Origin of the sequence: uncultured Marinobacter sp. (assembly GCF_963974375.1) — a bacterium.
Lineage (GTDB): Bacteria > Pseudomonadota > Gammaproteobacteria > Pseudomonadales > Oleiphilaceae > Marinobacter.
Genome location: NZ_CAXBDN010000067.1, coordinates 1 through 16,871, shown reverse-complemented (window position 1 = coordinate 16,871; position 16,871 = coordinate 1). Strand labels below are relative to the sequence as shown.

Below are 16,871 nucleotides of genomic sequence, written 5' to 3'. Positions count from 1 at the left end.
AGACCAATCAGCGTCTGGTCATTGTCGGCACTTGGGTACAGCGCCAGACCTGCCTCAAGGTAGTCGTAACTGAGGCTCTCTGCCATGGCAGCGGAAGGCAGAAGAACGGCGGCTGCAATCAGCCCTTGAAATCCTTTTTTCATAAATCACCTGATATCTGTTGAAAAAAATGGTTGTTCTGGGGGGGCGTCTCCGGTAACCGGCTGCTAAGACAGGCTCACCCGGGCGCCTTTGTACCAAAATACAACGACAAAACCTACACAATGCTTTGTAATGGAGTTGCCACATTGACCTGCGTCCACCCGATTTCAAGATCCTGTGCTAATGTCTGAAAAATAAAAACGCCGATAACAAACCTTTGAGCGGAGCAGTCCATGACCACCAAATACCTTCTCGATGAAACCCGGATGCCAAAAACCTGGTACAACATTCAGGCGGATTTTCCGGAGCCAATGGCACCGGTTCTGCATCCGGGCACCAAACAGCCGGTTGGCCCAGCAGATCTTGAACCCCTGTTCCCGATGGCGTTGATCGAGCAGGAGGTGTCCACCGAGCGGGAAATTGAAATCCCGGAACCAGTGAGGGAAATCTACAAGCTGTGGCGGCCGGCACCGTTGTACCGTGCTCATGGTCTTGAGAAAGCACTGGGAACAACTGCCAAAATTTTCTACAAGTATGAAGGTGTCAGCCCGGCGGGCAGTCACAAGCCCAACACGGCCATTCCCCAGGCCTTCTATAACAAGGAAGCTGGGGTCAAAAGACTGACCACAGAAACCGGCGCCGGCCAGTGGGGAACCTCCCTGTCGTTCGCCGGTTCGCTGTTTGACCTGGATGTGAACGTGTTTCAGGTGCGGGTGTCCTACGACCAGAAGCCCTATCGTCGTGCGGTGATGGAAACCTACGGCGCCAAATGCGTGGCCTCGCCGTCACAACTGACGGAGTTTGGCCGCAAGGTGCTGGCGGAGAATCCGGATCATACCGGCAGTCTGGGTATCGCCATTTCAGAAGCGGTGGAACTGGCGGTGCAGGATCCCGATACCAAATACGCTCTGGGCTCGGTGCTCAATCATGTGCTGATTCATCAGTCCATTATCGGTCTGGAATCCATGCAACAGATGGAAATGGCCGATGTGTGGCCGGATGTGATCGTTGGCTGTACCGGCGGTGGCTCCAACTTTGCGGGTATTGCCTTTCCGTTCATGGGACACGCGCTGCGTGGCGGTGAAAGCCCACGGATTGTCGCGGTCGAACCCTCAGCCTGTCCGACCCTGACCCGGGGCAAGTTTGCCTATGACTACGGCGACACCGCGCACATGACGCCGCTTACCAAAATGCACACTCTGGGCTCCAGCTTCACGCCGCCAGGCTTCCACGCCGGCGGCTTACGCTACCACGGCATGGCACCGATGGTGTCGCACGCAAAGGAACTGGGACTGTTTGAGGCTACCGCCTACACTCAGCGGGAATGTTTTGAAGCCGGAGTGCTGTTCGCCAGGGCCGAGGGCATTGTGCCGGCGCCGGAGGCCAACCATGCGGTGAAAGGCGCTATCGAGGAAGCCTTGCGATGCAAGAGAGAGGGCACTTCGGAGGTTATTCTTTTCAATCTGTGTGGCCACGGCCACTTTGATATGGCCGCCTACACGGCTTATTTTGCCGGTGAGCTGGGTGATTACGAATACGACGACAACGAACTGGCCATGGCGTTGTCCGGATTGCCTTCAGTCTGATGCCTGCTGACTGACGATACCGTCATTGATAGCAATTTCGCCTCCGGTTGCGTTCCCGCCGGAGGCTTTTCATATAGCTTGTTGGTTTTTCGGGTAAGCAGATAGTCAAAGCCTGTTTAAATTGTCATTTCTAGCGACAGGTCATGGTTGCGTCGGTAAATCTGATCTAATCTGCATGTAAATGGCATCAAACTTCAGGGAATAACCGAAGTCGGTTTATGTATCTGATTGTGCCGTAATTCCGCCTATCCCGGACCAACATTGCAGCCTGCGAGGCAACTGGATGGCAGTGCATAAAACAGCTCAGTTTGCAGGCCTGGTGCCGGAGTGGGACAGCCTGCGGGCGATTCTGGGCATTGCGGCTGACTGGATCTGGGAACAGGATACGGAATTCCGGTTCAGCCGGCTGGAAGGCCGTACTCTGGAGGGTGACCCGGCTGCCAGCGCATTCGAGCTGGTCGGACGAACCCGATGGGACCTGTCTCTGGTGCCGGCCGACGCGGAGGTCAGCTGGGCCTCCCTGCAGCACCGCCTGCGTGAGTTACGGCCCTTTCGGGGCGTTATCCTTCGGCGTGATCTGGGTGATGGCGATATCCGGTTTATCCGTGTCAGTGGCGCTGCCAGTTTTGACAAGAACGGGCAGTGGAGCGGTTACCGGGGCTTTGGCGAAGACGTGACCAGCCAACAGATGCAGTTGCATATGGCGCAGCGCTTTCAGACCACCATGGACGCGTCACCGGACTGCGTTCTGGTGACCGACTTTGAAACCCAGAAACTGCTCTATGTGAACGACACGATTTGTGAGCTGGCGGGCTTCCAGCGGGATGAACTGCTGGCCCTGTTCGGGTATCAGCTGATCGCCAAGTCCCATGAATACATGGCTGATGTGTTTGCCCGGGCGGAAGCCGGGGGTATTGGGGGTTACACCGAACCACCACATCTTGCCATGAGCAAGAACGGCGACCGCCGTGGCTGGTGGGAAGCCCATCATCGCTGCGTGATGATGGACGGACGTCGGGTGGTGGTGACCGTGTCGAGAGAAATTACTGGCCGGGTGCTGGCAGAGCAGGCGGAGCAGCGTGCGCGTCGTGTCTACGCGGCGCTCAGCGCCACCAATGAGGCGATCATGCGCGCCGAGACTCCTCAGCAGCTGTATCAGCAGGTCTGCGAGGCTGCCATCGAGTCTGGTGGCCTGGCCATTGCCTGCCTGTTGTTGCCGGATCCGGCAACCGGTGACCTGAAAGTCGCCGCCCTGGCCGGTCTGGGTGAGCAGGAAATGCGCGAGGTGGTCATTTCAACGGACCCTTCCAAACCTGAAGGTCACGGCATCAATGGCACCGCCTTTCGCACGGGCAAGCCCTGCATCAGTGAAGATTTTCTCAACGATCCGCGAACCAGGCCCTGGCATGGGGTGGTCAAGCGCACCCGGCTGCGGGCGGCTGCTGCGATGCCTATTGTGCGTGAGGGTAAATCGGTTGGTACGCTTTACCTGGGCGCTACAGAGCGACGGGCGTTTGATGACGAGGCGCTGACATTGCTCCGGCGTATTACCGAAAATCTCGCCTATGCCCTGCAAAACCTCGAACATGAAGAAGACCGCAAACGTGCTGAAGAGCAGGCCCATTACCTGGCTACGCACGACAGCCTGACCGGCCTGCCCAACCGTGCCCTGTTTTCTGACCTGCTTGATCAGGCCCTGGCGACGTCCCTGCGCTACCACCACAAGCTTGCCGTGATGTTCATCGATCTCGATCACTTCAAGGACGTCAATGATAATCTCGGTCACGCTGCCGGAGATCTGTTGCTGCAGGAAGTGGCGCGTCAGCTCAGGTCGGTCCTGCGCTCCAGTGACGTACTGGCCCGGATGGGCGGAGACGAGTTCGTGGTGTTATTACCGAACGTGAGGGGCGTCGATGACGCCACCCGGGTGGCGAGCAAGCTCCTCGACGCTGCCGTGGCTTCCCTTCATGTGCTCGACGAGGACTGCAGTGTCAGCGCCAGTATCGGTATCAGTCTGTTCCCGGATCACAATGAAGATCGCCAGATTCTGATGAAGTACGCCGACGTGGCCATGTACCAGGCCAAGGCCCGGGGCAAGAATACCTGGGTGGTCTATTCGGTCGAGCTTGAGGGTGGGGCTCTGGCCAGTTGAGTCGGCAGCCTCTGTTTCAGGTGTGGTGTTGGTTATGAGGGTGTAAAAACCTGTCAAAGGCGTCCGGCTGTGATTGATTAGTTGGCGAATCGTAGTAATCTCAGTATTGCTACATGTCGATAACAATAATCAGCCCAGCAGGCAGCTCCCGAAATGATCCCCGACGCCTTTAAAGAGCAGTTGGCAAAACGCTTTGAGTTGGTCATGGATGCCTCCCCGGATTGTTTGCTGGTCAACGACTATGAGTCCCTGCAACATCTGTATGTCAACGAAACCGTGTGCCGGATGGCCGGTTATTCCCGGGAAGAGTGTTATGCCATGACGTTCGCGGATCTGACCGGTCAGTCACCGGGAGACATCCGCGATATTTTCAGACTGGCAAAAGAATCCGGAGAAAAGGGCTTTACCCAGGCGCCTCATATGACCCTGAGCAAGGATGGTACCCGCAAAGGCTGGTGGGAAGCCCATCACCGCTGCATGGAGCTGGGCGGGCGCTGGATTACCATTACGGTATCCCGCGATGTGTCTCGCCGGGTGCTGGCAGAGCGGTCGCTGGAGCGGGCAAAGCGCATCTACGCGGCCCTCAGCGATGCCAATGAGGCAATATTCAGGTCCGGCACCCCGGAGGATCTTTATCAGCGGGTGTGCGATGCCGCCATTGCCAGCGGGGGTATGACGACGGCCTCGGTGCTGGTTCCGGCAAAAGACTCTGATCTGCTGGAGGTGGCCGCTTTCTCCGGGGTCGGCAAGGAACAGATGTTTGCGGCGGTCGTCTCCACGAATCCGGATCATCCGGAAGGCCAGGGGCTGAACGGCACGGCCTTTCGCAGTGGCACCGTCTCGGTAACGGATGATTTTCTGGGCGACAGTCGTACGACGGCCTGGCATTCACTGATTCGTCCGACACTCATGAAATCCGCGGCATCCGTGCCCATCGTCCGCAATGGCAGAACCATTTGTCTGTTGTACCTGAGCGCCCGTGAACGCCGTGCCTTTGATGAGGAGATACTCGGTCTGCTGACCCGTATGTCGAAGAATATTGCCTACGCGTTACAGGCATTCGAGCATGAAAATGAGCGTCAGCGGGCTGAGGCCCGGGCAAAATATCTGGCGAGTCACGATTCCCTGACCGGGCTCCCCAACCGGTCCCTGTTTGGCGAGCTGCTGGAACAGGCGATACAGGGGGCCCGGCGTACCCGCGGTGGTGTCGGAGTGATGTTTGTTGATCTGGACAATTTCAAGGAGATCAACGATACCCACGGCCATGCAGCCGGAGATGCGGTACTGGAAACGCTGGCCCAGCGCCTGAAATCGACGCTCCGTGGCAGCGATGTGCTGGCTCGCCTCGGGGGTGACGAGTTTGTGCTCCTGGTGCATGAGCTGGCAACGACGGAAAATGCCGCCAGGGTTGCCGGCAAGCTGCTGGAGTCGGCCCAGGCCCCGGTCACGGTGTTCGGGGTTCAGTGCCAGGTCAGCGCCAGTATCGGTGTCAGCCTGTTTCCGCACCATGGCCTGGACCAGCGGGCGCTGATGAGGGCAGCAGACACGGCCATGTACCGGGCCAAGGAGCAGGGCAAGAACACCTGGGCGTTATTCGACCCGGAGCTCTGAGGTCCGGGGGCTCTGTCCCGTGTGTTGCGGCCGCTTTCAATCCATAAGATCAAGATTCATGGGCGGGCAATGGTGTTCCGCGGTCACCGTGCCGTCATCCACACTTTCCAGGTGTACATCAAAACCCCAGAGGCGGTGGACGTGACGCAGCACTTCATCGGCATCATTGCCAAGCGGTACCCGGTCTACCGGAATATGGCGCAGTGTCAGTGAGCGGTCGCCTCTCACATCCACATTCCATACCTGGATGTTGGGCTCCCGGTTACTCAGGTTGTACTGGCGGGCCAGTTTCTCCCTGAGCACACGGTAGCCCGGGTCATCATGAATGGCCGTGATTCGGTAAACGTCGTCCTGGTCATCGTCCTGGATCGCGAACAGTTTCATATCCCTCATGACCTTGGGGGAGAGGAACTGCTGGATAAAGCTCTCATCCTTGAAGTTCTTCATGGCAAAATGCAGGGATTCCACCCAGTTGGTGTCCACCAGGTCCGGGAACCACTCACGATCTTCGGCAGTGGGGTGCTCACAGATCCGGCGCAGATCGGTAAAGATATTGAAGCCCAGGGTGTAGGGATTGATGCCGGAATACCAGGGGCTGTTGAACGGAGGCTGATACACCACGGCGGTATGGCTCTGCAGGAATTCCAGCATGAAGCCATCGGTGACCAGACCTTTTTCATACATCCGGTGCAGCAGGGTGTAATGCCAGAAAGTGGCCCAGCCCTCATTCATTACCTGGGTCTGGCGCTGGGGGTAAAAATACTGGGCCAGCTTGCGCACAATACGGATGATTTCCCGTTGCCAGGTTTCCAGCAGTGGTGCGTTCTTCTCGATAAAGTACAGCAGGTTTTCCTGGGGCTCCTCCGGGTAGCGTTTCTTGCGGCGAACCTTGTCCTCGTCCTCGCCGGCTCTGGGAATGGTGCGCCACAGGTCATTGAGTTGCCGCTGCAGGTACTCCTCCCGTTCAGCTTGCCGGCGCTGCTCCTCTGCCGCCGAGATCGGGGCAGGGCGCTTGTAACGATCAACGCCGTAGTTCATCAGGGCATGGCAGGAGTCGAGGATCTGTTCCACCGCATCGACACCGTGTCGTTCTTCGCACTCCGCCACGTAGTTACGGGCGAACACCAGGTAGTCGATAATGGCGCTGGCATCGGTCCAGGTGCGGAACAGGTAATTGCCCTTGAAGAAGGAGTTGTGGCCGTAGGAGGCGTGGGCAATCACCAGCGCCTGCATGGGCAGGGTGTTCTCCTCCATCAGGTAGGCAATGCACGGGTTCGAATTGATAACGATTTCGTACGCCAGGCCCATCTGGCCCCGTTGGTAGCCTTTTGATGTATTCAGGAACTGTTTGCCGAAAGACCAGTGGTGATAGCCAACGGGCATGCCCACGGAGCTGTAGGCGTCCATCATCTGCTCGGCACTGATCACCTCGATCTGATTGGGGTAGGTGTCGAGGCCATACTCGGCAGCGCATCTGGCGATTTCATCGTCATAACGCTGGACCAGCTCAAAGGTCCATTCCGAGGTTGTCGAAATCGGTTCCCGTTTGACCGGGTCGTTGGGGCGGTCGATGAGGCTGGTCATGCGGCTTTCCTCTCAAACAGCTGGCGGAAGACCGGGTAGATCTCTCCCGGGTCGGCTATCTGCTGCATTGCAAAGCTCTGCGGGAATCGTTCCATGATCCTCTCATACTCGTACCAGAGCATCTGGTGGTCCTGGGGCGTAATCTCTACATAGGCGTAATACTGCACCAGCGGGATGATTTTTTCGGCCAGCATCTTGCCGCAGACCGGGGAGTCGTCGTTCCAGTTGTCGCCGTCTGAGGCCTGGGCAGCGTAGATATTCCACTCATCCGGGGAGTAACGCTCTTCAATGATCTTGTGCATCATTTTCAGTGCGCTGGATACGATGGTGCCCCCGGTTTCGCGGCTGTAGAAGAACTCTTCCTCGTCCACTTCCTTGGCGCTGGTGTGGTGGCGAATGAACACCACGTCGATTTTCTTGTAGTTCTTCTTGAGAAACAGGTACAGCAGGATAAAAAAGCGCTTGGCAATGTCCTTGTGGCCCTGGGTCATGGACCCCGAGACATCCATCAGGCAGAACATCACGGCACTGGTGGCCGGCTTGGGTTTTTTCAGGTGCTGGCGGTAACGCAGGTCGATTTCATCGATAAAGGGAATGCGTCTGATATTGGCTTTCAGACGGGCAATTTCTGCCTCCAGCACCTCGATCTGGTCCACATGGCTGAAGGCCGGGTCCAGATCGTCCGGGGCTGCCTTGAGAGCCGCCAGATCGGCTTCCAGCTCACGGATTTTTTTACGACGGGCGCCACTCAGGCCAAGCCTCCGGGCATGGGCGCCCCGTAGTGAACGGATGACATCCAGCTTGGCGGGCACTCCCTGGGTGGAATATCCCGCCCGGGTGTAAGTAAAGGCTTCGGTATCCTTGAGTTTTTTACGGGCAAGATTGGGCAACTCCAGATCATCAAACAGGAATTCAAGAAATTCCTCCTGAGTGATCTGGAAGGCAAACTCATCCATGCCCTCGGCATCTGCGCTGGCCTGGCCGGCACCGGCGCCTCCGCCGCCACCTCCTTCAGGCTTGGGCAGGGTGTCTCCGGTCACAAACTCCTGATTGCCCGGATGCACCATCTCACGCTTGCCGCCACGGCCATGGTGAAACGTCGGCTCCTCAATGTCCCGGGAGGGAATGCTGACGTTCTCACCCCGCTCTATATCAGTGATCGATCTGCGCTGAACGGCCTCCGCCACCGCCTTTTTGATATGTTGGCGATAGCGGCGCAGAAACCGTTCCCGGTTCACTGCGCTCTTGTTCTTGCCGTTCAGCCGACGGTCCACAATGTGGGTCATACCCATAGTGCTACTCCAGTCAGGTCAGAACAGAATCAGTGGGATTTGCGAACCCGCAGATACCATTCTGCCAGCAGGCGGACCTGTTTCTCGGTGTAACCACGATCGACCATGCGTTCAACGAACTGTTTGTGTTTCTTCTGGTCTTCCTGACTCGCTTTGGGATTGAAGGAGATGACCGGCAGCAGGTCCTCGGTATTTGAGAACATCTTCTTCTCGATCACGCTGCGCAGTTTCTCGTAGCTGAGCCAGGACGGATTCTCGCCCTGATTATTCGCTCTCGCCCGCAGCACGAAGTTGACCACCTCGTTGCGGAAGTCCTTCGGATTGCTGATGCCAGCCGGTTTCTCGATTTTTTCCAGTTCGTCGTTGATGGCTGGGCGGTCGAGAATCTCCCCGGTTTCGGGGTCCCGGAACTCCTGGTCCTGAATCCACAGGTCAGCGTAGGTCACATACCGGTCAAACAGGTTCTGGCCGTATTCGCTGTAGCTTTCCAGATAAGCCGTCTGGATTTCCTTGCCAATGAATTCCACATAGTGAGGCGCGAGGAACTCCTTGATATAGCGCAGATACCGTTCCTGTGTTTCGTTCTGGAACTGTTCCTGTTCGATCTGCTTCTCCAGTACATACAGCAGGTGCACCGGGTTGGCGGCCACTTCGGTGGTGTCGAAGTTGAATACCTTGGACAGGATCTTGAACGCGAAGCGGGTAGATAGCCCGTCCATACCTTCATTCACACCAGCGGCATCCCGGTACTCCTGAATGGATTTCGCCTTGGGATCGGTGTCCTTGATGTTCTGCCCGTCGTAAACCCGCATTTTCGAGAACACACTGGAGTTTTCAGGCTCCTTGATCCGCGACAGCACCGAGAACTGGGCCAGCATGTCGAGGGTGTCTGGCGCGCAGGGAGCGCCGGACAGGGAGCTGTGCTTCAATAGTTTCCGGTAAATATTGATTTCTTCGGTTACCCGCACACAGTAGGGCACCTTGACGATGTAAACCCGGTCCAGGAAGGCCTCGTTGTGCTTGTTATTGCGAAAGGTCTGCCATTCCGACTCGTTGGAGTGGGCCAGAATGATACCGTCGAAGGGCACGGACCCCATGCCCTCGGTGGTGTTGTAGTTGCCTTCCTGCGTGGCGGTCAGCAACGGATGCAGTACCTTGATGGGGGCCTTGAACATTTCCACGAATTCCATCAGCCCCTGGTTGGCCTTGCACAGGCCACCGCTGAAGCTGTAGGCATCCGGGTCGTCCTGGGAATAGTCCTCCAGCATGCGGATGTTGACCTTGCCCACCAGGGCGGAGATATCCTGGTTATTGTCATCGCCGGGCTCGGTCTTGGATACGCCGATCTGGTCCAGCACCGAAGGATACTTCTTGACCACCCGGAACTGACTGACGTCGCCGCCGAATTCGTGCAGGCGCTTGACCGCCCATGGTGACATGATGGACTTCAGATAACGGGCCGGAATGCCGTACTCTTCTTCCAGAATCTGGGCATCTTCGGCCGGATCAAACAGACCCAGCGGGGATTCGTTTACCGGTGAATCCTTGATGGCGTAGAAGGGGACCTTCTGCATCAGGAACTTGAGCTTTTCCGCCAGCGAGGATTTACCACCCCCCACAGGGCCAAGCAGGTAAAGGATCTGTTTCTTCTCTTCCAGGCCCTGAGCCGCGTGGCGGAAGAAGGAAACGATGTTTTCCACGGCCTCTTCCATGCCATAGAACTCGGCAAATTCCGGGTAACGCTTGATAACCTTGTTGGAAAAGATGCGCGACAGACGCGGGTCCCTGGAGGTTTCGACAAGCTCCGGCTTGCCAATGGCCAGCAACATCCGCTCTGCTGCGGAGGCATAGGCCGACGGATCCTTCTTGCAGATCTCCAGATATTCTTCCAGGGAATATTCTTCTTCCTGGGACTTATCGTAACGATCTTTGAAGTGCTGCAATATGCTCATAGGTGACCCTCGCTTGCTATGGATTCAGCTCTGCTACACGCAAAATTCCCCGTTGTTGGCGCCGCGGGTGGGCGGATCTGGTTATTATTGGATGGAAGTGGTGACTGCCGTTGACCGGATATACGTCGGTGAGCTGGTTCCGGTTTCCGGTATTCTCAGCTTAGTCCACGGTTCGGAGGTTGGACAACACTGGTTGATCTTTGTTCGTCACAATTTCGACAAATTAATAAAATGGGTAACGAAAAAGGGGATACCGGTGTGGCATCCCCTTGTTGATCTCACGTGGTCCGCCTGTCGGAATCAGCCGGCGGGCCGGCCCTGGTCGGGTTGACTGTAGTCACAGACGCCATCCGGGAAGATCTCGTTGAGCCGGTCAAGTTCTGGCCCGGAGAACTCAATGGTTCCGTAAGTGCCGTCGCTCAGCGCTTCGGCTACTGGTTTCAGGGCGCACTTGAAAACACCACCTTCAATCGAGCCACCGGCAACCATCCGTGAGGTAGTGTAGGTCTGGAAGGCAGCGGTACAGGCGCCGGCAGGCTCATCATCGAGAATGCCGTTCCACACATCACTGCCGGTGTCCATCAGGGTGCCGTCGCTGTTGAAGCAGGCGTCCACTGCGGTTTCCGGTTTGTTTTCGGCAATACTCTGGTCAGGATTTTCCTTGATGTTCATGATCCAGTCGTGGAGCACCTCTAGGGCCATCCAGGTCTGGTCATACACGTCATTCGGTTCCGGCTCCTGCGGATCGGACGTGTCCGTGGGGCGAGCGTCGGTGAACCAGATCAACTGGTTATCGGAGTGCCCCATCCGGTTGCGAATACGCTGTCTGGCCGAGAAGGACTGATGACTGTTGTGCATGTCCAGTACTTCCTCCAGGTAATGGCGCCAGTCGATAACCGGTATGTTCAGTTCGCCGTCGAACACCATCCCTGAGCTGTAGGCCGCCTGAATCGCCATCAGGTCGCCCTCGGTGCGGGGGGCAGGCACATCTTCGCCCGGGGAGAGGTTCATGTTGCGGCTGCTCCAGGGGTCAAAGTTTTCCTGGGTTTCCGGTGGCAGGAAAGGTGCCCCTTCCTGAACCATTTCCGAAGGCTGTTTCCAGCCACCCACGTAGGCGTTCAGGTGCAGGAATTCCGCTACACTGATGTTCTGGTCCTGCAATGCCTGCAGGCCGTACTGCACGCCCACATTATCAAAGAGCGTGCGCGGCTCGCCCTGCTCATTCACGCCATAGATATTTTTCAGGTCGTCGTAGTGAGTCCAGCGAACGTCGGCCATGGCATCTGCTGGCTGCATCTGTTGCTGGTGACGGGCCTGGCCATAAAGCGGATTCATGACCAGGGGTGTCAGGCCACGCCATGCCGGCACGCATTCGGTCATGCCCGGTGCGGTACTGTAGCCAAACATCTGCTTGAAGCCGGCCAGAGGATCCGGATAGTCGTCCGTAGAGTTCAGGCCCACCAGCCAGCTGCGATTGCTGGTGGTCTGCCATTTGGCATTGGCGCTGTCAGTGACATCCATGTAGTGCTCAAGCAGTTCACAGTCGCCAATGTGGATGGTCTGGGTGACCATATCCGGGTAGGAATACTGTGGCACGCCACCGTCCAGCAGGCCGGGATGATTCTGGGCATAGACATACTGCTGTATGCCGCCACCGGACCCGCCAATGGCCACCGTGTATTCCGGCTCACCAAAGCGTTTGACGAAGTGCTCCTTCACCATCAACGCCGTTTCTCCGCCAACCTGCAGGTTGTAATGGGTGCTGGTGCGGGTACCGGTGGAGTAGATCACCGCATAGCCCTGCTCCAGAGCCCGGGGCTCCAGGGCGCGGCCACTGATCCGGCCCTGGGTATGGCCGATGGCAACGCCGCCCTCAAAGTGGAACAGAACCCGACCGTTCCAGTTATCCGTTGCAGCGTCATCCGCGGTATCGTCGATGCCGGCCAGGGTGGCAAAGCTGTAGATGAAGCGGTTGATGGTGCCCAGTTCGCGACGCACGATAAAGTCTACCTCACGACCGTCAGTAAGCGTCGTGGTGGCAATGTCATCCGGACGCACCCGGTCTTCCGGCAACGGAGCCCAGGCGCCGGCTTCGGTGCGGTAGACGAACTCGACGTAGCTTTCGATGGAGCAATCCTTGCTCAGGCCGATCTGGTTGTTGTCGCCATCAAACACCGGAAAACCAACGGTTGTACCCTCGTCCACCAGCGGCTGGACACCCAGCTCGGCCTGCACCGAACAGACAAAGGGATATTGTTGTGGCCCTGAGAACATGGGCCCTGTGATGGGGTAGGCAGTCAGATCCAGTTCAGCCAGTGGTCCGTGTTCGGCGTGGTGAAGTTCAATCCGGTTATCATCCGGCACCAGGCCGCTGATCAGAATCTCGATGCCATTTCGTCCCTGCCGGATCACCGGCTCCACTTCGGCATCGTTGAGCCAGAGTTCAAGATCGTCCAGGTGGCTGCTGATGGTGTCAGCATCGCCATCCAGGGTCAGTAATACATCATCACCACTGACCATGTCCGGTGCACTGGAGAGGGAGCGCAATGAGATCTCAGGAGGTTCTGAAGATGACGAGCTGCTTGATCCTCCGAAACAGCCGTTCAGCGCCAGGGTCGACAGGGCGATGGTGAGCACCGCCCCGGTTTTGCTGTTGGTAAGCATGGTGAATTCCCTTTTTCTGTTGTTGTTGCTGAGAGTTCCTTGTTCAGAATAGATGGGCGTGGCAGGCAAACCAGATACAGATTGGGCAGAAAACACTCAAACAGCGGGCGGTTTCACGAGAGCTGTTGGTGGCACAAGACACCCAGCCTGCGGATGGCGGCCTCCATATCCTGCGATGCGGGGCTTCCGGCATTCAGTCGCAGACAGTTACTGTGCTGAGGTCCCGGCGAGAACACCTGGCCCGGGAAAACATGAATACCGTTGGCCAGTGCCTCAAGATAAAGCCGGCTGCAATCGATAGTATCCGGCAGTTCCAGCCAGAGCACGCAGCCTCCGGCGGGTGAGGTGATGCGGGTTCCCGCAGGGAAGTACTGCTTGGCGAGGTCTGCTATTTCACTTACCTGTTGCTCAAGTAGTGCCCGCAAATGCCGCAGGTGCTGGTAGTAAAACCCGGTTTCCATCAGTCGTGCCATGACCAGCTGCGGCAGCGAGGCAGTTGTAATGCTGCTCACCTGTTTAAGTTCCAGTACCCGGTGAAGAAAACGCCCGGGAGAAATCCAGCCCAGGCGCATCCCCGGCATCAGTGTTTTGGAAAACGAATTGCAGTAGATCACCATGCCATCCCTGTCATAGGCCTTTACCGGAGGTGGCGGCTCACCGAACACGGTATCCCCCCAGATATCATTCTCGATGACCGGCACGTTGTAACGTGCCGCCAGCCACGCGAGTTTTTCCCTGGCTTCCGCTGGCATCAGCGAACCCAGTGGATTCTGGGCATTGGCTGAAACCAGACAGGCGGCTATCCGACCCTGCCGCAACGCCCGCTCCAGGCCATTCAGGTCTATGCCGGTGGTTGCGTCGGTCGGAATAGGCAGTGCACGCCGTCCCATAACCTCCAGGGCCAGCAACGAGCCATAATAGGTGGGTGTTTCGATGGCAATGGTGTCCCCGGGGCGTGTTACGGCCCGCAATGCCAGTTCTATGGCCTCCATGCAGCCATTGGTGACCAGCATGTCACCTTCCGCCATGGGCACCGGATAATTGAGGCTGCGGCGAGTGAGCTGCTGGATAAAGCGTTCCTCGCCCCGGGGGTGGATGTACTGCCAGACATTCTCTGCCTGGGAGCGGGTAATATCCCGGTAGGTCTGCATAATCCGTTCAATCGGCATGATTACGGGGTCTGGCATCGCTATGCCCAGCCTCACCATGGGCTGGGTGACGTGAGGCTCCATGTACCTGAGAATTTCCTCGCTCAGGGAAACCTCGACGGGCAACATTGAAAAAAGTGGCGTGACGACGGAACCGGCGGAGCTTCCACCCGGCAACCGGTGTGAGACATAAACACCGGTTCTGGGGTGGCGGTAGATCAAACCGTCGGCCTCCAGCTGGCGGAAGCACTGCAGGATGGTGTTTACACTGACCCGGAACAGGCGGCTCAACTCCCTGACAGAGGGGAGTTTTTCGCCGGCGTGATAACTGCCCTGGTAGATGTGATGCCTCAGCTGTTCACTGACACTTTCGTAGAGAAAAGATTTTTCGGCCACGGCACAAACAGGCACACCGGCCCGGTGGCGCTGGATGCCCGCCGTGGCCTGCCTGACTCCTTGTTGTTATTCTCCAAGATTAGTTCAGGATAATGTGGGCGTACAGAATTTGTACAAATGTCAGCTCAGGCCAGTGACCGACTCAGGCATCCGGTCGTTTGGTCAGCACGAACACGCTCTCGGTAGCGCCATTGCGAAGTCCGCGGCGTTTGGCGAAGGGGTTGTCCCGGGCCATGTCCTGTTTCAGCAGCTGCTCGATCCGGTAGTCCTCGCCATACAGGCGATGCACTTCCTCATCACTGACATTGAACGGGGGACCTTTCATCTCCTCGCTGTCGTAATCCAGGGTAATCAGGAGAATGCGGCTGTCATCGGGAATAATGGTGGTCAGATGATCGATGTAGCGGGGGCGCATGTCCGCCGGAAGAGCAATCAGCGCCGCCCGATCATAGATCAGCCGGGTGTTGTGCAGGTCAGCCGGAACCAGCTGGAAAAAGTCGCCGCACCAGACTTCCAGATCGTCGTGTCGAAACCGGGTAAAGGGTTCGCCCGGGTGTACCATGGCTTTTTCGCCGGCTTCCTCGAAAAAATCCTTGCAGGCCACATCGCTGAGTTCAACGCCGATAATCGGGTGACCGCGGTCGTGAAGCCACCACATATCGTGGGCCTTGCCACAGAGGGGTACGAAAACAGTGTCGGTGCTCTTGCCCGCAAATTCCGGCCAGTGGTCGTGGAGATACTGGTTGACCGTGCCTTCGTGGAAGCCGATTTCCTTCTTGGCCCAGCGTTCGTGCCAGAATTGATGTTCCATGGTTATAAGATCTCCCGGATGTAATGGCGTTGGCGGATTTGTTCAGTCTAACTTACTCTTTCCGGTTTCCGAGTTCTAATGCACCTCATGGCAGGAGTTGACGATGAAAGCGGTTTTCCTGGATGCCAGTACCCTGGGCGACGATGTCGATCTGAGTTCGATTGAAGCGGCAACCGGTGGCTTGCGCAAGTACGAGAGCACCACGCCGGAGCAGGTGACAGAGCGGCTGTCCGGATTTGATACCGTGCTGGTAAACAAGGTGGTACTTGGGCGGACTCACTTCGAAGCCTGCCCGCAACTGAAAACCATCGCGGTGGTGGCCACCGGCCTCAATAACATTGACCTGGTGGCCGCCCGGGAGCAGGGCATCCGGGTGCTGAATGTCACTCACTATGGCCGTTCAACCGTTGCTCAGCACACCATGGCGCTGATTCTCTCACTGGCGACCCGGCTCATTGATTACAACAGGGATGCCCGCAACGGGCGCTGGAGCGAGAGTTCCACGTTCTGCCTGATGGATCACCCCATCATGGAGCTGGAAGGAAAAACCCTGGGCATCATCGGCTACGGTGATCTTGGCCAGGGTGTTACCGAGCGGGCGAAGGCTTTCGGCATGAATGTGGTGCTGGGTTGCCGGCCCGGGCAGCCGACGGGTAATGTTGACGGCTATCCGCGGATTCCGCTGGAGGAGTTGTTGCCGCGGGCCGATGTGTTGTCGCTGCATTGTCTGCTGACGGACGAAACCCGCAATATGATCGGCGCAGACCAGCTGCGACAGATGAAAGCCACGGCCTTGCTGATCAACACCAGTCGGGGCGGCCTGGTGGATGAGATGGCTCTTGCTGACGCTCTCAGGGCAGGAACGATCGCCGGCGCCGGGTTTGACGTACTGACTGAAGAGCCTCCCCGCAACGGCAATCCTCTGCTGGCGGAGGATATCCCCAACCTGATTCTGACGCCCCACTCCGCCTGGGCCAGTCGTGAGGCGCGACAGCGGATTGTGGAGATTACCGCAGCCAATCTGGCGAAAGCATAGATTCTCAGTTTGGGATTTTTTCCTGCTGACATTTTGAATACTGGTTTTCTTCAGTCAAAGCGCCGATAAAACACCTCTGGTTACTTTTCATTACAAATTTGCAGGCTGCTGATAAATAATGAATAAATTTTAAAAATCTATTCGTTTTACATGATTTTTCATGGCAGTGAGAGTCTGTTCCTTTAAAACGATAGAGTACTCATTGTATGTTACCGAAAATTCATACAATGGAGTCAAGCAAGGACCAGTGCAGGTTAGATCAAAGAGTGACCATTATAACAATATCAACGCAAAGGAAAGGGGGATGGCACTGGCGGGAATTATATTATCCAGTATTGGTAGTGTCGCAGGTCTGTGCCTGCTGACAATGTTTCAGAGATCAAATATACCCAAACTATTGAGGAGAGTTAAATAACATGGAACATTTTCTGAATGCATTTCGTGAGCCTGTAAATAAATCTGTGTAACTGCCCATCCCATTACAGGTGACCGTCCAGG

General features: G+C 56.9%; 10 protein-coding genes. 4 read left to right on the top strand and 6 right to left on the bottom strand.

Annotated features, from left to right (window positions below):
• Positions 1-374: 374 nt before the first annotated feature.
• The 3 genes from AAC035_RS07795 (at position 375) to AAC035_RS07785 (ending at position 5,490) form a co-directional block, all read left to right on the top strand.
• Complete coding sequence (locus AAC035_RS07795) at positions 375-1,727, top strand: TrpB-like pyridoxal phosphate-dependent enzyme (protein WP_339802157.1); 1,353 nt, start codon at positions 375-377, stop codon at positions 1,725-1,727.
• A gap of 283 nt (positions 1,728-2,010) precedes the next feature.
• On the top strand, positions 2,011-3,879 hold the full coding sequence (locus AAC035_RS07790) for a diguanylate cyclase (RefSeq protein ID WP_339802155.1): 1,869 nt from the start codon (positions 2,011-2,013) through the stop codon (positions 3,877-3,879).
• 153 nt (positions 3,880-4,032) lie between these two features.
• On the top strand, positions 4,033-5,490 hold the full coding sequence (locus tag AAC035_RS07785; RefSeq protein ID WP_339802152.1) for a diguanylate cyclase: 1,458 nt from the start codon (positions 4,033-4,035) through the stop codon (positions 5,488-5,490).
• A gap of 36 nt (positions 5,491-5,526) precedes the next feature.
• Here AAC035_RS07785 and AAC035_RS07780 read toward each other — a convergent pair whose 3' ends face one another.
• From AAC035_RS07780 to tmpT, 6 genes are all read right to left on the bottom strand, one after another.
• Complete coding sequence (locus AAC035_RS07780) at positions 5,527-7,074, bottom strand: SpoVR family protein (RefSeq protein WP_339802151.1); 1,548 nt, start codon at positions 7,072-7,074, stop codon at positions 5,527-5,529.
• Positions 7,071-8,360: a YeaH/YhbH family protein gene (locus tag AAC035_RS07775; protein WP_339802160.1), complete on the bottom strand. Its 1,290-nt coding sequence runs from the start codon at positions 8,358-8,360 to the stop codon at positions 7,071-7,073. The genes AAC035_RS07780 and AAC035_RS07775 overlap by 4 nt, the downstream gene beginning before the upstream one ends.
• A gap of 35 nt (positions 8,361-8,395) precedes the next feature.
• Positions 8,396-10,318 (bottom strand): PrkA family serine protein kinase, encoded by a 1,923-nt coding sequence (locus AAC035_RS07770; RefSeq protein ID WP_339802149.1) that lies wholly within the window; start codon positions 10,316-10,318, stop codon positions 8,396-8,398.
• 300 nt (positions 10,319-10,618) lie between these two features.
• Complete coding sequence (locus tag AAC035_RS07765) at positions 10,619-12,982, bottom strand: DUF6351 family protein (protein ID WP_339802147.1); 2,364 nt, start codon at positions 12,980-12,982, stop codon at positions 10,619-10,621.
• 113 nt (positions 12,983-13,095) lie between these two features.
• Positions 13,096-14,526: a PLP-dependent aminotransferase family protein gene (locus AAC035_RS07760; protein WP_339802144.1), complete on the bottom strand. Its 1,431-nt coding sequence runs from the start codon at positions 14,524-14,526 to the stop codon at positions 13,096-13,098.
• Positions 14,527-14,668: 142 nt separating this feature from the next.
• Positions 14,669-15,337 carry a thiopurine S-methyltransferase gene (gene tmpT, locus AAC035_RS07755; protein WP_339802141.1) on the bottom strand — a complete coding sequence of 223 codons (669 nt, stop codon included), beginning with the start codon at positions 15,335-15,337 and terminating at the stop codon, positions 14,669-14,671.
• Positions 15,338-15,440: 103 nt separating this feature from the next.
• Here tmpT and AAC035_RS07750 point away from each other — a divergent pair, with 103 nt between their 5' ends.
• Positions 15,441-16,373: a D-2-hydroxyacid dehydrogenase gene (locus AAC035_RS07750; protein WP_339802138.1), complete on the top strand. Its 933-nt coding sequence runs from the start codon at positions 15,441-15,443 to the stop codon at positions 16,371-16,373.
• Positions 16,374-16,871 lie beyond the last annotated feature (498 nt).